At 45.2% G+C, this 22,899-nt stretch carries 18 protein-coding genes and 1 pseudogene; 9 read left to right on the forward strand and 10 right to left on the reverse strand.

Annotated elements, in window-relative coordinates:
• Positions 1–119 precede the first annotated feature (119 nt).
• From ACFFUV_RS05600 to ACFFUV_RS05615, 4 genes are all read left to right on the forward strand, one after another.
• Positions 120–620, forward strand: coding sequence for a YfbU family protein (locus tag ACFFUV_RS05600; protein ID WP_390190353.1), 501 nt, complete (start codon positions 120–122; stop codon positions 618–620).
• Between the two features lie 306 nt (positions 621–926).
• On the forward strand, positions 927–2,861 hold the full coding sequence (locus ACFFUV_RS05605) for a PrkA family serine protein kinase (RefSeq protein ID WP_390190355.1): 1,935 nt from the start codon (positions 927–929) through the stop codon (positions 2,859–2,861).
• 72 nt (positions 2,862–2,933) lie between these two features.
• Positions 2,934–4,205, forward strand: coding sequence for a YeaH/YhbH family protein (locus ACFFUV_RS05610; protein ID WP_390190356.1), 1,272 nt, complete (start codon positions 2,934–2,936; stop codon positions 4,203–4,205).
• Positions 4,206–4,217: 12 nt separating this feature from the next.
• Positions 4,218–5,771, forward strand: a complete 1,554-nt coding sequence (locus ACFFUV_RS05615) for a SpoVR family protein (protein ID WP_390190357.1) — start codon at positions 4,218–4,220, stop codon at positions 5,769–5,771.
• Between the two features lie 69 nt (positions 5,772–5,840).
• Here ACFFUV_RS05615 and kdsB read toward each other — a convergent pair whose 3' ends face one another.
• From kdsB to ACFFUV_RS05640, 5 genes are read right to left on the reverse strand one after another with little or no spacing between them, the layout of a single operon-like run.
• A complete protein-coding gene (gene kdsB / locus ACFFUV_RS05620) occupies positions 5,841–6,596 on the reverse strand; it encodes a 3-deoxy-manno-octulosonate cytidylyltransferase (protein ID WP_390190358.1) in 756 nt (251 codons plus the stop codon).
• Positions 6,596–6,775 (reverse strand): Trm112 family protein, encoded by a 180-nt coding sequence (locus ACFFUV_RS05625; RefSeq protein WP_390190360.1) that lies wholly within the window; start codon positions 6,773–6,775, stop codon positions 6,596–6,598. Before ACFFUV_RS05625 ends, kdsB begins: the two co-directional genes overlap by 1 nt.
• Entirely contained in the window at positions 6,756–7,763 is a 1,008-nt protein-coding gene (gene lpxK, locus ACFFUV_RS05630) for a tetraacyldisaccharide 4'-kinase (RefSeq protein ID WP_390190363.1), read from the reverse strand. Before lpxK ends, ACFFUV_RS05625 begins: the two co-directional genes overlap by 20 nt.
• 2 nt (positions 7,764–7,765) lie before the next feature.
• A complete protein-coding gene (gene msbA / locus ACFFUV_RS05635) occupies positions 7,766–9,514 on the reverse strand; it encodes a lipid A ABC transporter ATP-binding protein/permease MsbA (RefSeq protein WP_390190364.1) in 1,749 nt (582 codons plus the stop codon).
• Between the two features lie 28 nt (positions 9,515–9,542).
• Positions 9,543–11,801, reverse strand: coding sequence for a DNA internalization-related competence protein ComEC/Rec2 (locus ACFFUV_RS05640; RefSeq protein ID WP_390190366.1), 2,259 nt, complete (start codon positions 11,799–11,801; stop codon positions 9,543–9,545).
• Between the two features lie 8 nt (positions 11,802–11,809).
• Here ACFFUV_RS05640 and ACFFUV_RS05645 point away from each other — a divergent pair, with 8 nt between their 5' ends.
• Complete coding sequence (locus ACFFUV_RS05645) at positions 11,810–12,319, forward strand: DUF2062 domain-containing protein (protein WP_390190367.1); 510 nt, start codon at positions 11,810–11,812, stop codon at positions 12,317–12,319.
• 141 nt (positions 12,320–12,460) lie between these two features.
• Here ACFFUV_RS05645 and lolE read toward each other — a convergent pair whose 3' ends face one another.
• From lolE to lolC, 3 genes are read right to left on the reverse strand one after another with little or no spacing between them, the layout of a single operon-like run.
• Positions 12,461–13,705 (reverse strand): lipoprotein-releasing ABC transporter permease subunit LolE, encoded by a 1,245-nt coding sequence (lolE, locus tag ACFFUV_RS05650; protein ID WP_390190368.1) that lies wholly within the window; start codon positions 13,703–13,705, stop codon positions 12,461–12,463.
• On the reverse strand, positions 13,706–14,392 hold the full coding sequence (gene lolD, locus ACFFUV_RS05655; protein ID WP_390190370.1) for a lipoprotein-releasing ABC transporter ATP-binding protein LolD: 687 nt from the start codon (positions 14,390–14,392) through the stop codon (positions 13,706–13,708).
• On the reverse strand, positions 14,385–15,593 hold the full coding sequence (gene lolC, locus ACFFUV_RS05660; protein ID WP_390190371.1) for a lipoprotein-releasing ABC transporter permease subunit LolC: 1,209 nt from the start codon (positions 15,591–15,593) through the stop codon (positions 14,385–14,387). Before lolC ends, lolD begins: the two co-directional genes overlap by 8 nt.
• 163 nt (positions 15,594–15,756) lie before the next feature.
• On the opposite strand from lolC, the gene ACFFUV_RS05665 reads away from it, so the two are divergent.
• The 4 genes from ACFFUV_RS05665 to ACFFUV_RS05680 are packed head-to-tail and all read left to right on the forward strand — an operon-like array spanning position 15,757 to position 21,211.
• A complete protein-coding gene (locus ACFFUV_RS05665; RefSeq protein ID WP_390190372.1) occupies positions 15,757–16,329 on the forward strand; it encodes a PilZ domain-containing protein in 573 nt (190 codons plus the stop codon).
• Positions 16,330–16,335: 6 nt separating this feature from the next.
• A complete protein-coding gene (gene mfd / locus ACFFUV_RS05670; RefSeq protein WP_390190374.1) occupies positions 16,336–19,797 on the forward strand; it encodes a transcription-repair coupling factor in 3,462 nt (1,153 codons plus the stop codon).
• A 46-nt stretch (positions 19,798–19,843) separates the two neighbouring features.
• The gene (locus ACFFUV_RS05675; RefSeq protein ID WP_390190375.1) at positions 19,844–20,629 is read left to right on the forward strand and encodes a peptidoglycan binding protein CsiV; all 786 of its coding nucleotides are present in this window, start codon (positions 19,844–19,846) and stop codon (positions 20,627–20,629) included.
• A 42-nt stretch (positions 20,630–20,671) separates the two neighbouring features.
• The gene (locus ACFFUV_RS05680) at positions 20,672–21,211 is read left to right on the forward strand and encodes a GNAT family N-acetyltransferase (protein WP_390190376.1); all 540 of its coding nucleotides are present in this window, start codon (positions 20,672–20,674) and stop codon (positions 21,209–21,211) included.
• A gap of 58 nt (positions 21,212–21,269) precedes the next feature.
• Here the strand turns inward: ACFFUV_RS05680 and ACFFUV_RS05685 are convergent.
• Together ACFFUV_RS05685 and ACFFUV_RS05690 are read right to left on the reverse strand one after the other, a co-directional pair.
• A pseudogene (locus tag ACFFUV_RS05685) lies at positions 21,270–22,022 on the reverse strand (NAD(P)/FAD-dependent oxidoreductase); the annotation flags it as partial.
• A gap of 198 nt (positions 22,023–22,220) precedes the next feature.
• Complete coding sequence (locus tag ACFFUV_RS05690; protein WP_390190377.1) at positions 22,221–22,889, reverse strand: LexA family transcriptional regulator; 669 nt, start codon at positions 22,887–22,889, stop codon at positions 22,221–22,223.
• Positions 22,890–22,899 lie beyond the last annotated feature (10 nt).

Raw genomic sequence — 22,899 nt, forward strand, 5'->3', positions numbered from 1 at the left:
AATTTCACTTTCAAGGCATTTTTACAACAAAACATGTGTTGAGATCATGTTTCCTATTGTCGGCAAAAGCTACTCTAGATTCATAACGAATTCTTTAGATTTTCGATTGTGAGGTCCCCATGGAAATGACAAATGCTCAACGTTTGATTCTTTCAAACCAATACTTTTTGATGTCTCAGCTCAATCCAGAGAGCAAAGAAAAATATCAACGTCTACAAAACATTGTTGAACGTGGTTATGAACTTCAAATGCGCGAAATTATGAAAGACTTCGGTTGTATCAAAGAGGATGACTGCCGCAAAGTGATCGATATCATGGAGATGTACCATGCGATGCAAGAGTCTTACAACATGCTCGCAGACACAGCACAAAAAGAAGTTGATAAACGTCGTTTGACTTTCTTAGGCTTTGATATTGCCACTGAAGCTCATCTTGTTCATTACGTTCGTTTCCTGATTGATTCAGAAGGGTTATATCCTCAATTCGATAAAGGCGACCATCACTTTAATAGCCAAACTCCGATGCTAGAAAAATACAGCCGTATGTTAACGTGTTGGAGAAACTGCCCACGTCAGTATCATTTATCACCGTCTGAATTTCAGCAAATATTCAACGCTTAACTCATGTTTTTTCTGACGCAAAGGTCGCAAAAACAAGCGACCTTTGTTTTTCTTTATTTACGCTAAATTTCAACGAATAATCTTGCAGTTAGGCCAAATCCACAACACATTTCCGTCAAATACCAACATATAACCATCAAAAATTCGATTTTTTACGACTTTTTGAATCCGGTAGCCCCCTCACGCTTTGTAAATAAACATATCTTTTTTAAGCAAAATTCATAAAAGCAACTAGTCTTTAATATAAAGGATTTGCAATTCAATGCGGGTTGATTGTCGTAAGACAAGTTCAGAGGGGAATTCATTATGAGTATTTTCGACCATTTCCAAGCACGCTACGAAGCCGCGAAAGACGAGGAGCTATCGCTTCAAGAGTTCTTAGCGCTTTGCAAAGACGATAAAAGTGCTTACGCCAACGCAGCAGAACGGCTATTAATGGCTATAGGAGAGCCAAAACTTATTGATACGGCTCAAGATTCTAGATTGAGCCGTATATTCTCAAACCGAGTTATTTCTCGGTATGATACGTTCAAAGATTTCTACGGCATGGAAGAAGCCATCGAACAGATTGTTTCTTACTTGAAGCATGCCGCTCAGGGTCTCGAAGAACGTAAACAAATTCTTTACTTGCTTGGCCCTGTCGGGGGCGGTAAATCATCTTTAGCTGAAAAGCTAAAAGCCTTAATGCAGCAAGTTCCTATTTATGTGTTATCAGCCAACGGGCAACGTAGCCCTGTCAATGACCATCCATTCTGTCTGTTTGACGTCAGCGAAGACGGCGAACTCCTTAAACAAGAATATGGCATCGATAAACGGTATTTACGCTCAATTATGTCACCTTGGGCGGCGAAGCGACTGCACGAATTTGGCGGTGATATTAGCAAATTCAAAGTGGTCAAAGTAAGACCGTCCATTCTCGACCAAGTGGCCATCGCCAAAACTGAACCGGGTGATGAAAATAACCAAGACATTTCATCGCTGGTCGGTAAAGTCGATATTCGTATGCTCGAACATTACTCTCAAGACGATCCAGATGCCTATAGTTACTCAGGTGCTTTGTGTAAAGCAAACCAAGGGCTAATGGAATTCGTTGAGATGTTCAAAGCGCCGATCAAAGTACTTCACCCTTTACTTACCGCCACTCAAGAGGGCAACTACAACGGTACTGAGGGTTTATCAGCATTACCGTTTGATGGCATGATTTTGGCTCACTCGAATGAGTCAGAATGGCAAACATTTAAAAATAACAAAAACAACGAAGCCTTCTTGGACCGTGTGTATATCGTTAAGGTCCCTTATTGTCTTCGTGTTTCAGAAGAAATTAAGATTTACCAAAAACTGCTCGACCACTCCGAGCTTAGCCAAGCGCCCTGCTCACCAAGCACGCTCGAACTGTTGTCACAATTCAGTATTTTGTCGCGCTTGAAAGATCCTGAAAACTCATCGATTTACTCTAAAATGCGGGTATACGATGGTGAAACACTTAAAGATACGGACCCTAAAGCAAAAAGCTATCAGGAATACCGCGACTATGCCGGTGTCGATGAAGGCATGGCTGGGCTTTCAACACGTTTCGCGTTCAAAATTTTGTCGCGGGTATTTAACTTTGATCAAACCGAAGTTGCTGCGAACCCTGTTCATTTGTTCTACGTCATTGAACAACAAATTGAGCGTGAACAATTTCCACAAGAGACTTCTGAACGATATCTAGAATTCTTAAAAGGTTACTTGGTTCCGCGTTACGTTGAATTTATTGGCAAAGAGATTCAAACCGCGTACTTAGAATCTTATTCTGAGTACGGTCAAAATATCTTTGACCGTTATGTCACCTACGCCGATTTCTGGATTCAAGATCAAGAATACCGTGATCCTGAAACTGGGCAGCTATTTGACCGCTCAGCGCTCAACAGTGAATTGGAAAAAATTGAGAAAACAGCAGGCATTAGTAATCCAAAAGATTTCCGTAATGAAATCGTTAATTTTGTATTACGTGCTCGCGCCAATAATAACGGCAAAAACCCAGTTTGGACCAGCTACGAGAAACTTCGCACTGTGATTGAGAAGAAAATGTTTTCCAACACAGAAGAGCTGTTGCCGGTTATTTCCTTCAACACCAAAACCTCCTCAGAAGACCAAAGAAAACACGACGATTTTGTCGCTCGTATGATGGAGAAAGGCTATACAGAGAAACAAGTGAGGTTGTTGTCTGAGTGGTATTTACGCGTGCGTAAATCTTCTTAAGACTGACCCTAATCAAGGAGAGGCTTCTTAAAGGAGCCCTCCTCTACGTTTGATGTTGATAAGGGGTAACTCATGGCGCAATTTATCGATCGACGATTAAATGGTAAGAATAAAAGCGCAGTCAACAGACAGCGCTTCTTACGTCGTCATAAAGAAAAGATTAAAGAGTCGGTGGCTGATGCGGTCAATCGCCGCTCAATCACCAACACCGATACCGGTGAAGATGTCGCAATTCCATCAAGAGATATCAATGAGCCCGTCTTCCATCAAGGCAAAGGGGGCTTAAAAGAGCGAGTACACCCTGGTAATGACCAATTTATTCGCGGAGACAAAATTGAACGTCCGAAAGGTGGCGGTCAAGGTGGTGGCGCAGGTGAAGGCGATGCCAGCCCTGATGGAGAGGGTGAAGATGAATTTGTATTTCAAATTTCTAAGGATGAGTATCTCGATATTCTGTTCGAAGATTTAGAGCTGCCTAATCTTGAAAAAAATCAAATAAATCGTATCACCGAATGGAAAACGCACCGTGCAGGTTATCAAACTGCTGGCGTGCCCTCCAATATTGCTATTGTTCGCTCATTACAACAATCGCTTGCTCGTCGCACAGCGATGACGGCAGGGAAAAAGCGCCTTATGAATGAGCTTGAGGAAGAGCTGGAGCGAATCAAGAACAGTGAACCGGCGCAACTTCTGGAGGAAAAACGGCTTAAAGCGGAAATTCAAGAGCTCAGAGATAAGATCAAAAGCGTTCCGTTTATTGATACCTTTGACCTGCGTTTTAAAAATTACGAGAAGCGCCCTATTCCATCAAGCCAAGCCGTCATGTTTTGCTTGATGGATGTCTCGGGATCAATGGATCAAGCAACCAAAGACATCGCAAAACGTTTTTATGTTTTGTTGTATCTGTTTTTGACACGCACCTACGAAAATGTCGAAGTCGTCTTTATTCGTCACCACACCCAAGCAAAAGAAGTCGACGAACATGAGTTTTTCTATTCGCAAGAAACAGGCGGGACCATTGTTTCCAGTGCACTTAAGTTAATGAATGATATCGTTCGTGAACGCTATCCACTTGATCAATGGAATATCTACGCAGCCCAAGCCTCTGATGGTGATAACTGGGCTGATGATTCCCCCCGCTGTCGCGAGCTACTGGTAGAGAATTTGTTGCCGAGCTGTCAATACTACTCATATATTGAAATAACAAAACGTTCTCATCAAACGCTTTGGCACGAATATGAAAAATTGGCACCCGCATTTGATAACTTTGCGATGAAAAACATTCGTGCCGTTGAAGACATCTTCCCTGTCTTTAGGGAGTTGTTTAAAAAGGAAACCGCATAGGGAGATAGGATTATGACAGCAAAAACTCGCCAGCGGACCAAGGCGAACAGCAAGTTACTTCCTGATGGGCCGGATTGGACATTTGATCTTTTAGAACGCTACCACACCGAAATTAAGCGGGTTGCGAGCGAATATCGACTGGATACCTATCCAAATCAAATCGAAGTCATCACCTCTGAACAAATGATGGATGCATACTCAAGTATCGGTATGCCGATCAATTACAACCATTGGTCATTCGGTAAGAAGTTTATCCAAACCGAACAGGGATACAAACACGGGCAAATGGGGCTTGCCTATGAAATCGTCATTAACTCAGACCCGTGTATTGCTTATCTTATGGAAGAAAATACCGTTACGATGCAAGCACTCGTAATGGCTCATGCTTGTTATGGGCACAATTCATTTTTCAAAGGTAACTACTTATTCCAAGCCTGGACAGACGCAGGTTCGATCATCGACTACTTGCTGTTTGCCAAAAACTATTTAGCCGAATGTGAACAAAAATACGGTGTTAATGAGGTAGAAGAGTTACTTGACTCCTGCCACGCACTGATGAATTTTGGTGTGGATCGATATAAACGTCCCGAAAAAATTTCCATCGCGGAGGAAAAAGCCCGTCAAGAACAACGAGAAGCATACCTTCAATCCCAAGTTAACGAACTTTGGCGAACGGTACCAAAATCGAAAACTAAAGCGGAAGAGCAGCAAATTCACTTTCCTTCAGAACCTCAGGAGAACATTCTCTATTTCATTGAAAAGAACGCGCCACTACTCGAATCTTGGCAGCGCGAAGTGGTTCGAATCGTCAGAAAAATCAGCCAATATTTTTATCCACAAAAGCAAACTCAAGTAATGAACGAGGGTTGGGCGACGTTCTGGCACTATACAATTCTCAACCATTTGTATGACGAAGGTATCGTTTCCGATAAGTTTATTCTCGAGTTCCTACACAGCCATACCAGTGTCGTGGCTCAACCACCATATAACAGCCCCTATTTTAGTGGCATCAATCCTTATGCCCTAGGGTTTGCCATGTTCAGAGACATTCGCCGTATGTGCGAAGAGCCGACTGATGAAGACCGCGAGTGGTTTCCAGAAATAGCCGGATCCAATTGGCTCGATACGCTGCATTTCGCGATGCATAACTTTAAAGATGAAAGTTTTATCAGCCAATACCTATCACCAAAGGTAATGCGTGACTTTAAGCTTTTTTCTATTGTCGATGATGATCATAAAAACTTTATCGAAGTCAGTGCCATCCATGACGAAATGGGCTATCGCACTATTCGCGAGAAACTCGCTTCCCAATATAACTTAAGTAATTTGGAACCCAATATTCAAGTCTACAACGTGGACGTACGTGGCGACCGTTCACTAACACTGCAATATGTTCCTCACGATAGAATCCCTCTTGATGACAGCTTTCATGAGGTGCTCAAGCATCTACATAGGCTCTGGGGATTTGATGTAAAACTGGAAGAAGTGAAGGAAACGGGTCGACGTGAAGTGATCGGTGTATGTCCCTCTAAACATGAGACGCAACCCCATCACACTTCCCCTTAGTGACAAGACCTTAACGAAAAAGAGCGCCGTCTGGCGCTCTTTTCTTATCAATTTGTTGACTAGGGTCCGCTAACCTCTGCTTTTTACTATTTCAATGACCGCAGCCAAATCTTCTGGTGTATCAACACCCGCAGGAGGCGCTTCTTTTGCCACATCAACGTGAATCCGCTCTCCATACCAAAGTACGCGCAGCTGCTCAAGAGATTCAATCATCTCCAACGTTGATGCAGGCCAGTTAACATATTGATTAATAAACCCGGCACGATATGCATAAATACCCACATGGCGTAGCAATGGCGTTTTTATCTCGCGCTCTTGAGATGAGAAACCATCACGATCCCAAGGAATCGTTGCTCGACTAAAATACAGCGCATAACCATCGCGGTCAGTGACAACTTTGACCGCGTTAGGATTAAACACTTCGTCAGCATGTTCAATTTCAACGGCCAAGGTCGCCATTGGCGCTTGACTGCTAGCCAAATTATCTGCCACTTGCTTGATATTTGAAGGAGGAATGAGCGGCTCGTCACCTTGAACATTGACGATAATATGATCGTCAGGAATCGCCATTTTCTTTACGACTTCGGCCAAGCGCTCCGTGCCCGATTGATGGCTAGATAATGTCATACAGACCTCACCGCCAAACGCTTGCACTGCAGCGTTCACTCGGTCATCGTCTGTGGCGACAACGACTTTTTCCGCACCCGCTTGGATAGCCTGCTCATACACCCACTGAATCATCGGCTTACCACAAATATCAGCGAGCGGTTTACCTGGTAGACGGGAAGACTGATAGCGTGCTGGAATCACAACCGTGAATGACATTAGCGCCCCTCTTCGATTGACATAGTGCGAGCTTCAAATTCAAGCAACACGGGGATACCTTCTTTTATTGGATATGCAAGGCGGTCAAGTTTACAAATAAGCTCCTGATTAACTTTGTCAAAAGTGAGTTTACCTTTACATACGGGACAAGCAACAATCTCAAGCAGACGGTGATCCATAACTTCCTATAACCTCTTCAATTCTATTCATAATGCGCGATTCATCCACTGGGTTAAAATTGGCTGAAACGGGTAAATACCACCAATTGTCTTGCGCAAATTCAGCGCATTTTACGGCGTCTTTTTCAGTCATCATTAAATGTTGACCATGGTGAGCTAGTTGTTCTAACTCTTCCTTATCGAATGCTTGGTGATCGGCAAAACCTTTAGTCAGAACAGGCGTCGAGCCAAGTTTTTCTAGCGTATGAAAAAACCTCGGAGGGTGTCCAATACCCGCAATCGCCACCAACTCTTTAAGTTGACTCACTGGCATTCGCTGCCCATTACTTAAGTTAACCGCCAGGCTTGGCGACAGTGACATACTGACTTCATTTTCCTTTGCGATCCCACCATTGGTGATCACAAAGTCCACTTCTTCAAGGCGCGATAAAGGCTCACGCAGCGGACCCAGAGGAATCGCTTGCTGATTACCAAACCGGCGCTTGCCATCAACAACCACCAACTCGATATCTCGCTTTAGTGCGTAGTGCTGAAGGCCATCGTCTGTAATAATGACATCGACCTTCTGCTCAAGCAAAGATTTCACCGCATTGGACCGCACAGGATCAACAGCAACGGGGGCTCCCGTTCGTTTAAAAATGAGCTTGGGTTCATCACCACAATATGACGTCGGCGTCTGTGCCTCAACCATTAAAGGGTAAGCCGGAGCCTTAGCGCCATAACCTCTTGAGACCACCCCTGGTTTTAGCCCCTTAGCCTGAAGTTTTTCCACTAACCAAATAACGACGGGGGTTTTCCCGTTACCACCAGCAGTAATGTTACCGACGATGATAACAGGCACAGGCGCTTTATAAGCCACTTTTTTGCCGCTGTTATAGTCATTTCGGCGGGACAGTGCAATACGGGCAAACAAACGGCTCAATGGCCACAGTAGTGGCCAAAGAAGGTATTTTAATGGATGATTTTCAAACCAAATCTTTTCAACCACGATCAGCCACCAAACTGAATTCGATGTAACTGAGCATAAGCGCCATCTTCAGCGAGTAACTGCTGATGATTACCGCGCTCGACGATTTCACCATCGTCTACAACAAGAATTTCATCAGCTTGTTCAATCGTTGATAATCGGTGTGCAATCACTAACACCGTTTTATTTTTCTGCAGTTCATCAAGCGCGGATTGAATCGCCTTCTCAGATTCTGTATCAAGTGCTGAGGTTGCTTCATCAAGAATCAGAACTGGAGCATCTCGTAATAAAGCGCGAGCAATCGCGATACGTTGCCGTTGACCACCTGATAAACTCGCGCCGTTTTCACCGATAACCGTGTCTAAACCCTGCTCCATTTTATTGATGAAATCCATCGCGTACGCAAGTTCTGCTGCTTTTTCTATCTGTTCACGCGTGTATTTCTCAGTCGCGGCATAGGCGATGTTATTGGCAATCGTATCATTAAACAAATGTACATTTTGCGAAACCAACGCAAAGTGCGAGCGCAAGTTATTGAGCTTATATTCCCGAACATCATGGCCATCAAGCAAAATTTCCCCAGAGTCGACATCGTAAAAGCGCGTAAACAAGTTCGCAATGGTACTTTTACCTGAGCCGGAACGGCCCACTAACGCGACCGTTTTTCCTGCAGGGATCTTAAAACTCACACGAGATAGAGCCGGCTTTTCGTTTCCTTGATAGGTAAAGGTGACATCTTTAACTTCAACATCGCCTTTGACTTTCTCTACCACGCGTTCGCCGCTGTCTTTTTCTACCTCTAAATCCATCAATCCAAATAATGTCTGGCTTGCGGCCATACCTCGTTGAAAATCTGACGTTACATTGGTGAGCGCTTTCAATGGGCGCATCAAACCAAACATTGCAGAGAAAATGACCGTGAAGGTTCCCGGTGTCAACTCACTACGAATCGAATCAAAGCTAGCCAAGAACAGAACTGCAACCAATGCAAGAGACGCAATAACTTGAATCACCGGGTTAGCAATTGCCTGAGCCGCAACCAACTTCATCGAGTGTTGACGCATTTGGTTACTCACACGGTCGAAACGCTCCCGTTCAACATTATGCCCACCATAACTCAATACGACTTTGTGACCTTTGAGCATCTGTTCTGCTGAAGAGGTTACGTGCCCCATACTTTGTTGCATGTTGCGAGAAATTTTACGAAAACGTTTTGACACTACTCGAATCGCAACGGCGACGATAGGCGCAACAATAAATAGCACCAGTGATAACTGCCAGCTGTTCCAGAACATCAATACCAGTAAGCCAATGATGCTTGCCCCCTCACGAACGATGCTGACCAACGCTTTACTCGTGGCCCCTGCCACCTGCTCGGAATCATACGTAATACGAGAAAGCAACCCACCTGTCGATTCTTTATCAAAATAGGAGACTGGCATATGCATGAACTGGTTAAAAAGCTTACGCCGCATCAACATCACAACGTTACCGGATACCCAGCTTAAACAATAGGTAGAAACGAAACCGCTCAAGCCACGTACCAGCATCATGACAAAAATGATAATCGGGAGGACTTTAAGAAAATCAGATTCAGTAGAACCAAAACCTTCATCGAGCAAAGGTTTTAGCAACGAGACCATATAGGTATCGGCAGCGGCATTAATGATCAATGCGATGACAGCAACAATCAAACCAGATTTAAATAAACGAATGTACGTCCATAAACGACCAAAAGTTTTACCTGTGGTTTCGTCTTTGTTTAATGACATAGAAGATATATTGTTTAAAAATTTGCGACTATTCTACTCCGTTCCGCAGCATCTGCCTATACCACACTTGCCCTTGTATCGCTCTTAACTGATTGGCTTTCCAATAATTTGAATAGAAATCTAAACTTATCTGCCCGCTTTCCCCTGTATCAAGCCATTTTGTTCCTTGTTGATGGTAACGCTTGACGACTTCTTGAGCAGGTAAAGACCAGCGCCCGTCTTTTTCTAGTGACGCAACAGCCAACTCAGCGGACACACCACGAACAAAACCAATGGTTGAAGAGGTTCGACTACCATGATGCGGCACAATGACGACATCACTTTTTAAGTTTGATTGACGCGCGATAAGCCATTCGGCAATCGCACTTACGTCACCAGGGATCAATACACTATGCATGCCATCCGATATCCGAATGACGCATGAGTGAGCATTGTACGCCCTGTCGACCAAGCGTTGAGGCCATAATATTTCGAAGGTGAGCGCTTTCCATCGCCATGTTCGACCCTGCACGCACTCTTGATAGCCCGGCAATTTTTGACTGGCGAGTTTTAGTTTAGGCGCGAAGAATCGCTCAACGTCTGATTTCCCGGCAGCGTGGTCAGCATCAAGATGACTCACAATAAAGCCCTCTAACTGGCTGATACCTCTTTGGCGTAGTATTGGCATTATCACATCTTGTGCAAAGCTGCCTGTGAGCCAAGCATTGCCAGTATCGTAAACATAAGCGCTGCCCTGCTGCTCAATGATAATCGCTAACCCGTGACCAACGTCCAAGATATCAACCCGCCAATTCGGCGGATTTCGCTCTCCTGTTAGAGTGAGACTCACGCCAAATGCAGCCGCAATGCCCCATAGACGCAACCTCACCGATAAAAGTCGCCACACCAATACCAAGACTAATAACACCGCGACAATTCCGAAGACATGAGGAGAAACACGAACCCATCCGATATCGGCATAGCCAATCGCGGTAACAACCACATTGAGCAACGCATCTAGTACTTGCCATATGATGTGGTTGCTTCCTGTAACCGCACTAAGCAGCACCGACAGGAGAATGCCAGGTACGATGATAAGGCTAAACAATCCAACAAATATCAAGTTATAAACAGGGCTTAATAAGCTCATCCCCTGAAACCACATGACACTTAACGGCAGCATAAATAGCGTCAGCCAGAGTTGTAATTTAACCAAAGCTCCAAATCGATGACGGGCCCTGTTGCGGGTGACGGCGCGCTTATCTTGATTCAAAAATAGAAAGACCGCCGCAACAGCAGAAAAAGACAGCCAAAAACCGGCGCTCAGCGTTGAAAACGGATTCAACGCCAGTACAACCACTAGCGTGACTAACCATTTGAAACCAATGGCAAGTCGCCAACGAAAAAACATCAGGACACTCAACAGCAAACACATGATCAATGCGCGCTGTGTTGGCAAGGTTAATCCTGCAAGCCAAGCATAGAAATACGCTAGACTTATAGCAAAAAGTATGGGCAAGAAGTGACAACGTGGCGAACATCGTAAAAGCAGGCTACCAAGCGCCCATCCAACCCCAAAAGCAATCCCAATATGCAAGCCAGAAATGGCGAGTAAGTGACTTAAACCACTCGCTTTTAGTTGTTGCCATGTTTGGTGTGAAATATCGCTTTTAAGACCAAAAGAGAGCGCTAAGATAAGGGGTTGGCTGGGCAGCGATTTGGTGTGATCGGCGACCGTTGTTATCAAATAGCGTTTAAGTGATGAGAAATGCTCAATGCGGAAACGCGGGTCTTTAGCCAAAGATGCTCGCGCCATGAGACCTTCGGCAAAAAAGTGCGCTTCTTTATCATACCCAGCTTGGTTTAAACGGCCAATAATCCGCTTTAAAGTAACTTTGGTATGAATGACATCACCATAAGAAAGCGCAACCGGCGATATCAACTGAATTTTGGGCCTTAAAAACCTGGTGACATTTTGACCATTGATTGATCTTAACACCAATGTTCCTTCAAAGCCGTGACTTATTTGCGTAAAAAGGCTGTCAACCTCACCAGTTATGGTAATATTCGAGCCTGATAGAAAAAGCGATTTCATCTGTAATTTTGCGATGGCGCCATGAGTTAAGATAATCACTAACGCGATGCAACAACCGCGTGTCCATCGCAATTGAGATACCTTTTGGCTAACGAAAAACCAAGCGGCGCCAACCATAATCCACTCTTCATTTGGCATCCAGCGCCAATAAGGAGCGGAGATGATGACAACTGAGCAAGATATCAGCGTCCAATAATTAAACAAGAGAGTCATAGAACGCTATGCCAAGAAAGTTCATTAAACGTTTTATGCCAAATCCTGAAACCATTAAGCGCCAAAAAGCGCTAAAAGTATTTGGCAACGTTTTATACAATCCCAACTTATGGTGCTTAAACCGTCGCTCGGCGGCTGGGGCATTTGCCGTTGGGCTGTTCATGGCGTTTGTTCCTCTTCCGAGCCAGATGATTTTATCTGCTGGCTTAGCCATTCTATGTGGCGTCAACCTTCCCTTATCGGTGGCGTTGGTTTGGGTCAGTAATCCAATAACGATGCCCGTCCTGTTTTATTTTGCTTACAAAGTCGGCGCCAAGATCCTTCATGTTCCACCACAACGCTTTCACTTTGAACTGTCTTGGGATTTCATTTGTAATCAGATGAGCACGATAGGCCCGCCTTTTTTACTTGGGTGCTTAATCTGTGGTATCGCCTCAGCAATGATCGGTTACTTTGGCATTAAGGGGTTATGGCGTTATTCCGTGGTTCGCAGTTGGCAACAAAGAAAATTAAAATAGCTTGGTTTGAATATCCCTCCCAGTATAAAACCTTAAGTTACGAGTCAAACCACAGTGAAATGTAACTGATAAAATTCACGCAATAAAAAAGCCCCGAGTGGGGCTTTTTTATTGCCGTTGTGCTCAAACAACAACCGAGCTTTATTTTGCACTCAGTACCGTTGCTGGATTGAGCTTACTCGCCCTAGAGGCTGGATACCACGTTGCTAGGAGACTTAGGATAATCGCTGTCCCCGAGACCATAATGACATCGCTTGTCACTACTTGAGAGGGGAGAAAATCAACAAAATAGATATCACCAGATAAAAAATGATGACCAATCAGGTTTTCCAAGCCTCTAATCAGTGACGTCAAATTAAGCGCAATCAGCACCCCGGCAATGCTGCCAAAGCAGCTACCAAGTACGCCAGAAAACACGCCTTGCCAGACAAATATCCGTTTAATGAGTCCATCTTTAGCGCCCATCGTACGAAGAATTGCAATTTCCGAGGCGCGGTCTTTCACCGCCATCATTAATGTTGAGACAATATTAAAACTCGCAACACCGATAACCAATACCATCACCAAATAAATAATGGTTCTAACTAGCTGAATATCGCGATACAGGAAACCAAATTTCTGCTGCCAGCTCCTAAGATAGACATACTCATTCAGCGTATTCCCGACCTCACGTACAATCGAAGTCGCATCCAGAACGCGGTCGACTTTAATCGACACACCCGTGACAGCGTCACCAAGACGACTGTAACTTTGCGCATCCGCAAGCGGTAACAAAATAAGGTTGTGGTCAATTTGACCATTCAACGTCAAAAAACCCGCCACCTTAACACGGACTCGGCGCGGCGCCTGAACTCGTGAGGAACTCCCCTCTTCGGGAATCATGAGCGTAATGTAGTCATTTTTATGCACAGCTAACTGCCGAGCAACACCGCGGCCCAAAATCACTTGTTGCTCACCAGGCTGAAACGCTTGCCAGGCATCTTTATCAATAAAGTCAATTAAATGAGAGACATTTGGCTCTAGTTCCTTATCAATTCCACGAACCTCAATGGCTTTCAAATTGCTGCCCTTTTCCGCCAATGCAGTAAACCGCACATAAGGCGCTGCCGCGAGTACGCGAGGATGACTTTCCGCTTGTTTAGCCAAACGTTGCCAAGACTCTATCGGAGCTCGAACCCCTTCAAACTCTCCATGCGGCACAACCGACAACACTCGATTTTTTAGCTCACGCTCAAATCCATTCATTGCAGAGAGACCAATAATGATCACCGCAACCCCCACCGCAATACCGATCGTTGAAGATAAAGAGATAAACGACACCATTTTATTGCGCCGTTTAGCGCGGCTAAAGCGTTTACCGATAAACAGAGATAATGACGAAAACAATTAACTCGCCTCCACGTTAATCAGCAGCCCATCTTGCATGTGCAGTTGACGGTCCATCTTGCCTGCAAGCTCACCATCATGGGTTACCACCAAAAAAGCGGTTCCCGACTCTCGGTTTAGCTCGCGCATCAGATCATAAATCGCCAGTGCCGTTTTGTGATCTAAGTTACCCGTTGGCTCATCAGCCAATACCAAATCAGGGCTATTGACTAGCGCTCTGGCGATCGCAACACGCTGTCGTTCTCCTCCCGAAAGCTCGGCTGGACGATGCTCCATACGGTGCGTTAGTCCGACTTTATCGAGTAAAGCTTTGGCTTTGCCTTTGGCCACATTCGCCTTTTCGCCACCAATCAGTAACGGCATTGCAACATTTTCAATCGCACTGAAATCGGAAAGCAGATGATGGAACTGATACACAAAGCCTAAATGGCGGTTACGTAATTGCGCTTGCTTATTCGAAGATAACTTTGAAAGTTCGTTACCAAGAAATAGCACTTGCCCCTCAGAAGCTTCATCAAGCGCACCTAGAATATGCAGCAGGGTGCTTTTACCTGAGCCGGACGTGCCGATGATCGACGCTAACTCTCCGCCATTTAAGTCGAAACTGACGCCTTTGAGCACTTGTGTATCTAACCCACCTTCACGATAAGTTTTACAAACATTTTGGCATTGAAGAAGGTTATTCATAACGTAAAGCCTCGGCAGGATGAACAGAAGACGCTCGATAGGATGGAAAGAGTGTTGCAAGTAAACTTAAGCTGATTGCCAACACGACAACCACAAGGATCTGCATAGGTTCAACGTGAACGGGGAGAGAACCTCCACCCGCAAACAGTGCAACCCCCATGCTTGATAAAATAGCGTTTAAATTCAGTGCAAGCGCAACGCCTAGCGCACCGCCAACCAGCGCACCAATAACCCCGCTACTTGCGCCTTGTACCATAAAAATCGCCAGCACTTGTCGATCTTTCATACCTTGAGTTTTGAGAATAGCCACTTCAGATTGCTTTTCCATCACCACCATAATCAGCGCTGATATAATATTAAATGCTGCGACGCCGACTATCAGCCCCAGCATCAGACCCATCATATTTTTTTCCATACGTACTGCTTGGAATAATTCACCACGTTGATCGCGCCAGTCACGCCACTGCCACCCATCTGGGAGAGGACGATTGGCGATGTCACCAACCACGAATGGGTCATCAAAAAACAGTCGCCACCCAGTCATCGTATCGCGACTGAAGCGCAGCAACCTACCTGCATCTTGAATGTGGGTGATGATCAACTGGCTGTCGATATCCGAACCCGTGTTATAAATCCCAGAGACGGTAAAAATACGCTGGCTTGGAATACGCCCTAATGGTGTAAATTGGCTGGCGCTGGTGACCATTAAGCGGACTTTATCCCCAATCGACACCCCTAAAGAGCGAGAGAGCGCATAGCCAATGAACACATTGTATTCACTCGATTCAAGCGACGATAACTTTCCCGCAATAAGGTGCTCGGCAATCGGGTCATTGGGCTTCGGATCAATCCCAACTAACAACCCGGCGCTGAGCTGAGAGTGGCTTTGAATCACGGCTTCACTCTCAACGATGGGTTGCGGCTTTGCCGCCGTAGAAAGCTGTTGAATAAATTCTGGGGCTTGGTCGCTGCGCTCGGTTTTGCCCTGCGTTTGGGAAATCACCGCTTGGGGCAGGACGCCTAAGATTCGTCCTTTTAACTGCGATTCAAAACCGTTCATAACCGAAAGAACCGTCACTAACGCCATCACACCGATCGTAATACCTGCGGTTGACATATAAGAGACGAAGCGACTAAACCTATCCCCAGACCGTCCACGCAAATAACGTAAGCCGACAAAAACAGAAATGGGATGAAACATAACACCAACCATAGAAAACTGATGCGTTACTGTAACGATTAATCTGCTTTGGTTGTAGCCCTAAATTGCTAATTAGACGTTAAAATGTGTGTTTAACAATGACATACCTTGATTAGTTGGCTGGTATGACGATAATCAGACAAGATTAAGAAGGAACTCAGCCATGACAGAACAAGAATATTTTACCGTTCACCATCAACTTACCATCAATGCAGAACCTCTGCCTGAAGGATCATCGCTGCCTTCTTACCCAATATTTGAATCCGAGATTCCTGCTCCTTTTATCGTTGCCAGCGAGTTTAGTCACCTTGATATGCTGAACGACAGCGCGCGTAAAGAACTCAATAATTCTGATTTTAAGCATGTAATTAACTTGCTTGACACTCAAAATTCAAAACTCAACTTATTACTGACGTTTTTGCTTTCACAGCAGGATGACCCGACGTATCGTACGATCACCAGTGCATTTGGCGCCAGCCAATGCACTTTTCTATCCCCTACATCACTTAATGATGGACAGTACGTTCGTATAAAACTGTTTTTAGAACATCCGGCTGCTGCAATATATTGCTACGCCAGCGTGGTAGAATGCCAAGCCCAAGAACAAGGCTTCGACATTACAGTAAAATATCAGCTACTTCGTGATGCCGATCAGGATTTACTGATCAAAGCGGCGTTAAACCAGCAGCAAAAGCTATTACGTCAACGCTCACTTGACCGAGAAAATAATCAATAGTTACTCATGACAAGCGCTTCTCTTCTTCACCTGGTCAACCCAACAAAGCCCGGTGACAAAAAATACGTTGGAAACCTACAAGGGGCGAGTCTTGCCCTTGCTATTGCAGAACTTGCGAATCAGCATAGTAGCCATACATTGTTAGCGGTCCCAGATCCGCAAACGGCCATTAAACTGCAACAAGAAATTGAACAGTTTAGTCACCAACCGGTCAGCGTGTTTCCGGACTGGGAAACGCTGCCTTATGATAACTTCTCCCCTCATCAAGAAATTATTTCCGAGCGTATTGCTAAGCTTTATCAGCTGCCAACCCAGACCAATGGTATTACCATTGTTCCAGTGAATACGTTGCTACAAAGACAGTCTCCTAGAGATTTTCTCATCCAGCACACCTTGATGGTCAAATCAGGGGATCTGTTCTCGCTGGAAAAGCTCAGAATGCAGCTGGAAGTTTCGGGTTATCGCCACGTTGACCAAGTCTTCAGTCCTGGAGAATACGCCAGTCGCGGTTCAATTTTGGACCTTTATCCAATGGGCAGTCAGGCACCGTATCGTATCGATTTCTTTGATGATGAAATCGATACGATTCGTACCTTTGACCCAGATACTCAACGCTCAATCGAAGACATCACTGAAATTCGTCTGCTTCCTGCCCATGAGTTTCCATCAACGGAAGCGGCCATTGAAGATTTTCGAATTCGCTGGCGTCAACGCTTTGATGCGCGCCGCGAACCAGAATCGGTCTATATGCAAGTATCAAAAGGGACCTGGCCTGCTGGTATCGAATATTGGCAGCCTCTGTTCTTTGAACATACCGAAACGCTGTTTGATTACATCGCTGATGATAGCCAGTTACTCAGTGTCGGCGATATCGAGAGCGCTATCGATACTTTCCTCAATGACGTTCACTATCGTTATGACCAAAGGAAAGTCGACCCTTTGCGTCCGTTATTGCCTCCTCAAGAGCTGTGGCTAAGTAAAGAAGAACTGTTCACCTACTGCAAACAGCTTCCACAAGGCTTTTTATCGGTAGATAAAGTGGCTGAAAAGCAAGGACGCACAAACCCGAATATCGCCCCACTACCAGAACTCGCCGCGCAGCCACAAAAGCAAGAGCCTTTAGCGGCGTTAAGGCATTTTACTGAAACCTTCTCAGGGAAAATCATCTTTTCCGTCGAGTCCGAAGGTCGGCGTGAAGCTCTGCTAGAATTGCTGCAGCCCCTTAAATTAAAACCCACCGCTCATCAGCATTTTTATGAAGCGCTAGAAAGCAAAGCGACACGCACGCTGATCATTGGCTCTAGTGAACACGGGTTTATTGATACCGAACATAATGTTGCTTTGGTCTGTGAAAGTGATCTGCTTGGCGACCGAGTCATTCAACGTCGTAAAAAAGATCGTAGAGCAACCAACAGTGACGCGGTAATACGCAATCTTGCGGAACTCAAGCCTGGTCAACCTGTCGTTCATATCGACCACGGTATTGGACGTTATATTGGCCTTCAAACGCTGGAAGCTGGAGGCATGACGACCGAGTATGTGACACTGGAATATCAAGACGAAGCCAAGCTATATGTGCCGGTAGCGTCGCTAAACTTGATCAGTCGTTACTCTGGCGGCGCTGAAGATGGCGCGCCGTTACATAAGCTTGGTGGCGAAGCATGGACCAAAGCTCGTCGACGCGCGGCTGAAAAAGTGCGCGATGTTGCGGCAGAACTTTTGGATGTCTACGCGAAACGTGAATTGAAACCTGGCTATCAATTTGCGCTCGACCGCGGCCAGTACGCGACCTTTAAATCGGGTTTTCCATTTGAGGAAACGGATGATCAAAACACGGCTATTAACGCAGTGCTATCGGATATGTGTCAGCCGAAAGCCATGGATCGATTAGTATGTGGCGACGTGGGCTTTGGTAAAACTGAGGTGGCAATGCGCGCCGCGTTTTTAGCGACTGACAACGAAAAACAAGTGGCGGTGTTAGTGCCAACCACCTTGCTTGCTCAGCAGCACTTCGAAAACTTTCGGGACCGATTTGCTAACTTACCGATCCGCGTGGAGGTACTGTCGCGCTTCAAGTCGGCCAAAGAACAAAAGCAGATCATGGAAGACATTGCCGAAGGTAAAGTCGATCTTGTCGTTGGTACGCATAAACTGCTATCAAGCGATATTCAGTTCAAAGATTTGGGCCTTTTGATTGTCGATGAAGAGCATCGCTTTGGTGTTCGACAAAAAGAAAAAATGAAAGCCATGCGCGCGGATGTCGACATTTTGACCTTAACCGCCACACCAATACCTCGCACGCTTAATATGGCGATGAGTGGAATGCGTGATTTATCGATCATTTCCACGCCACCAGCACGTCGTTTAGCCATAAAAACCTTTGTACGTCAGCGTGAAGAGAGCGTTATTCGTGAAGCGGTATTGCGCGAAATTATGCGTGGTGGACAAGTTTATTTCCTTCATAACCAAGTGGAAACTATCGATAAAGTGGCTCAAGACTTGGCCGCACTGATCCCAGAAGCAAGGATGACAGTCGCTCATGGTCAAATGCGTGAACGTGAGCTTGAGAAAATCATGAACGATTTTTACCATCAACGCTTCAACTTGCTAGTGTGTACCACAATTATTGAAACCGGGATTGATGTGCCAACGGCGAACACCATCATCATGGATCGCGCCGACAGACTGGGGCTGGCTCAGTTACACCAATTACGGGGGCGCGTCGGTCGGTCGCACCATCAGGCTTATGCTTATCTGTTGACGCCGCATCCAAAAGCGTTAACTAAGGACGCGATTAAACGCCTTGACGCCATTGCGTCACTCGAAGACCTCGGTGCTGGCTTTACCCTCGCAACGCATGACCTAGAAATTCGAGGCGCCGGTGAGCTGCTCGGCGATGAACAAAGCGGCCAAATTCAATCGGTCGGTTTTACACTTTATATGGAAATGCTGGAACAAGCGGTAGAAGCATTGAAAGAAGGTAAAGAGCCCTCTTTAGACGATTTACTGCGCGAGCAAACAGAAGTGGAGCTGCGGCTTCCAGCCTTGCTACCTGAAGATTATATTCCTGACATCAACACTCGATTATCGATGTATAAGCAAATCGCTAGTGTCACGAGCCATGAACAGCTAGAAGAGCTCAAAGTCGAACTCATCGACCGCTTCGGTTTATTGCCTGATGCAACCAAAAACTTGTTATCTATCGCTAGCTTAAAAATTAATGCTGCTCAGATAAAAGTGAAGAAAATTGAAGCACATGAAAAAGGTGGCTACATTGAGTTCTATCCTGACGCTGACATTAATCCGGCGTTTTTGGTTAAACTATTGCAATCTCAGCCACAAAAATTTGCGATGGAAGGACCAACCAAGTTTAAGTTTGGGGTACCATTAGTAGACCGTCGTCAGCGTCTTGATTTTGTCAACGACATGCTTAATGAGTTCCAACAAAATTTACTTCCAGCAAGCTGATTATGAAAGCAACAAATCTAGGCTTAAACCGAATTACGGAGTTGTAATGAAAAAGCTGATACCACTCTTACTTTTCTTTGTCGCTTTGCCATCTTGGGCGCAGCGCCAATTCGATGTAGAAGTGATCATTTTTAAACGCGCAGTTGATGCCGAGCAGACAACAGAATCTTGGCCAAATGAATTGCCTAAGATCGATATGAGCAAGGCAGGCAGCCTCAATGACGAAAGTTATGTAAGCAGCCAAGGGGCACAGTTACTTCCCGCTTCACAATATCAGCTCAACCCGCAAGAGCAGCAACTCGACGCGCACGCGGGTTTTCAGGTTTTGTTTCACAAGGCATGGCGACAAGGTGATGGCGGTCGTTACGCGTCGCCTATCTTCCATATCCGCGCAGGACGTGACTTTTCCGAGCAATTTACCGCAGACGGCTCACCACGTGAAAATCAAGGTGATGAAGTCATTGACGGTGTGACAGAGCAAAGCGTCAATGGGCCTGTTTATGAGTTAGATGGCAAATTCCAAGTCTATGTTGAGCACTATTTGTATGCTGATCTCCAGCTCGATCTCAATGAGCCAAGTGTTCGTAATGTGACGCTTGAAGAGAAGGAACTTGATTTATCCCCTGAAGATGCATCAACCGGCCAAGCTCAAGATGACACAGTTCAGGTCGGATTGATGGAAGATGTCTCGCCTATCGTCAAAGAGCAGCGCTTCTTGAAAGCTTACCGCATGGAACAAAAACGCCGAATGCGAAGTGGCGAGACTCATTACCTCGACCATCCTCTGCTTGGTGTTATCATTCAAGTACGTAAAGTTGCCGAGCAAGAATAACCCGTAATGCCCTCATGTAGAGGGCATTTCTATAGGTGACGGATGAGCCCTGATTATCAAATTGTCACGCCGAGACTGTGTCTAAAATTGATCGACTCAGCGCACAGCGAACAGCTCCAAGCCTGCGTTGCTTTATCGCCAAGCTTACATCGCTGGATCGATTGGTGTGTACCAAACTTCACTGCTCTCGACGCGGAACATTTTATTGTCTCCACGCGATTGAACTGGGTAAAATCCAGCGCTTTTGGATTCGGCGTATTCCGCCGTTGTGATGACCAATTGCTCGGCATGGTCGCTATTAATGAGTTTTATCATACCTTTAATATGGCAAGTATCGGCTATTGGATAGCCGATGAGTTTCAGCTTCAGGGTTATGCCAAAGAAGCCGTTGAAGCCTTAACTGAATTCTGCTTTGGTCAGTTAAAACTGAGTCGATTAGAAATTGTCTGTGATCCCGAGAATCAACCGAGTCAAATCATCGCCAAGCGTTGTGGCGCTGAATTTGAAGCCTTAGCACGTAATCGTTACCTCTTTAACAAGCAGCCACGCGATGGCATGGTTTACGCCATAATCCCAAGCTAACTTAGATAAAAAAAGAGCCTATCAATAGGCTCTTTTTTTCGTCATAACATTGACCAACTTAATGCAGTTTCAAGTTCGGTCGTAGCACTCGGTTAATCCGTCCCATCAACATGATTAGCGCCGTTTTAAACATGCCATGTAACGCCATCTGGTGCATTCGGTATAATGAAATATACACCACACGGGCGATACGCCCCTCAACCATCATTGAGCCTTTAGTGAGGTTGCCCATTAAGCTACCAACGGTAGAGAAGCGGCTAAGAGAAACCAATGAACCATGGTCTTTATACACATAAGGCTTCATGTCACGGCCACTCAACTTAGCCACAATATTACTGAATGCTCGACTCGCCATCTGGTGAGCCGCTTGAGCGCGTGGTGGTACAAATTTACCGTCCGCTTGCTCACATTGTGCCAAATCGCCGATCACAAAAATGTTTTCATCACGAGTCGTTTGCAGCGTCGGGGTCACAACCAATTGATTGATGCGGTTAGTCTCTAAACCGCCAAAGTCTTTCATAAAATCTGGCGCTTTAATCCCTGCCGCCCAAACCATGAGCTGCGCTGGAATCTTCTCGCCCTCTTTCGTGGTTAACCCTTCGCTGTCTGCGCAAGTCACCATGGTCGAAGTACGTACATTAACGCCCAATTTGACTAATTCTTGATGCGCAGCTGAAGAGATGCGAGTTGGCAACGCAGGAAGAATGCGCTCCCCAGCTTCGACAAGATTGACGTTCAACTTACTGGAGTCAAGGTCGCCAAACCCATAAGTTTGTAGTGCTTGCACAGCATTGTGAAGCTCTGCGGACAGCGCGCTGGGGTATGAGAAACACATAATGAACAGACTGACCGACCACCCTAACTCTTTGTAATACAATGAAATAATCAACATAAGTATACCAACATAAGTCTGACGATGGGACTATTTATAGCTAAATATAGATATATGATGTCAACAATCAAAATATGCGGTCTAACATTGTTTAACGCATGTTAAAAGAGTTGAGTTTTAGTCTGCAATATCCTTGGCAATATGCACAACCTGCCCCACAACTTCAAACTGATCTTGTTCCTCCCTAGTAACATCTAGTCTATCGTAAAGAGGGTTATCACTGATAAGCCTCCAACTGCCTAATGCGTTCTGATACCGCTTAACAAACAACTCGTCTCTGTTCCTAAAAATATAAATATTCCCATCATGAAGCTTATTTCTACCCTTATGCACAACTAAAGTATCGTTATTATGTATTGTGGGCTCCATACCATCTCCCTTAGCCCACACAATAACGAGGTCATTCTCTTTGAACCCTCTATGTTCCAACCAATTTCGGCTATAAGCTAAACGTCTTACTGATTCGCGCCTGTCAGGATTTTTTGCGTTATATTCTGGTATCAAAGAAAAATCTTCTTTAAAATCAGATTGTTTAGGTTCAGAAAAGCCTGTCGCTAACCAAATTAAAGAAACATTTTCTTTGTCGGCTATGTTTCGTGCTATATTTAGATTAGGGACTGAACCATTTTTAATATAAGCATTAATAGTTGACGCTCCGACTTTCCAATCTTCAGCAACTTGTCTGACACTTCTCCCCTTCATTAGATAGGCAATCCTATCCGACAATGAGCCATTAACACATTGAATAATCTCATGTTTATCAAATTTTTCAGTTTTGTTTTCCATCGCTCCAATA

The sequence above is a fragment of the Vibrio olivae genome (genome assembly GCF_042428525.1).
Classification (GTDB): domain Bacteria; phylum Pseudomonadota; class Gammaproteobacteria; order Enterobacterales; family Vibrionaceae; genus Vibrio; species Vibrio olivae.

Coding starts and splice junctions, on each gene's coding strand:
- ACFFUV_RS05675 (WP_390190375.1), top strand. CDS start 19,844: ATGAAAAAGCTGATACCACTCTTACTTTTCTTTGTCGCTTTGCCATCT.
- lolC (WP_390190371.1), bottom strand. CDS start 15,593: ATGTTTCATCCCATTTCTGTTTTTGTCGGCTTACGTTATTTGCGTGGA.
- ACFFUV_RS05640 (WP_390190366.1), bottom strand. CDS start 11,801: ATGACTCTCTTGTTTAATTATTGGACGCTGATATCTTGCTCAGTTGTC.
- mfd (WP_390190374.1), top strand. CDS start 16,336: ATGACAAGCGCTTCTCTTCTTCACCTGGTCAACCCAACAAAGCCCGGT.
- ACFFUV_RS05625 (WP_390190360.1), bottom strand. CDS start 6,775: ATGGATCACCGTCTGCTTGAGATTGTTGCTTGTCCCGTATGTAAAGGT.
- ACFFUV_RS05665 (WP_390190372.1), top strand. CDS start 15,757: ATGACAGAACAAGAATATTTTACCGTTCACCATCAACTTACCATCAAT.
- ACFFUV_RS05600 (WP_390190353.1), top strand. CDS start 120: ATGGAAATGACAAATGCTCAACGTTTGATTCTTTCAAACCAATACTTT.
- ACFFUV_RS05605 (WP_390190355.1), top strand. CDS start 927: ATGAGTATTTTCGACCATTTCCAAGCACGCTACGAAGCCGCGAAAGAC.
- ACFFUV_RS05690 (WP_390190377.1), bottom strand. CDS start 22,889: ATGGAAAACAAAACTGAAAAATTTGATAAACATGAGATTATTCAATGT.
- ACFFUV_RS05645 (WP_390190367.1), top strand. CDS start 11,810: ATGCCAAGAAAGTTCATTAAACGTTTTATGCCAAATCCTGAAACCATT.
- msbA (WP_390190364.1), bottom strand. CDS start 9,514: ATGTCATTAAACAAAGACGAAACCACAGGTAAAACTTTTGGTCGTTTA.
- lolD (WP_390190370.1), bottom strand. CDS start 14,392: ATGAATAACCTTCTTCAATGCCAAAATGTTTGTAAAACTTATCGTGAA.
- kdsB (WP_390190358.1), bottom strand. CDS start 6,596: ATGTCATTCACGGTTGTGATTCCAGCACGCTATCAGTCTTCCCGTCTA.
- ACFFUV_RS05680 (WP_390190376.1), top strand. CDS start 20,672: ATGAGCCCTGATTATCAAATTGTCACGCCGAGACTGTGTCTAAAATTG.
- ACFFUV_RS05610 (WP_390190356.1), top strand. CDS start 2,934: ATGGCGCAATTTATCGATCGACGATTAAATGGTAAGAATAAAAGCGCA.
- ACFFUV_RS05615 (WP_390190357.1), top strand. CDS start 4,218: ATGACAGCAAAAACTCGCCAGCGGACCAAGGCGAACAGCAAGTTACTT.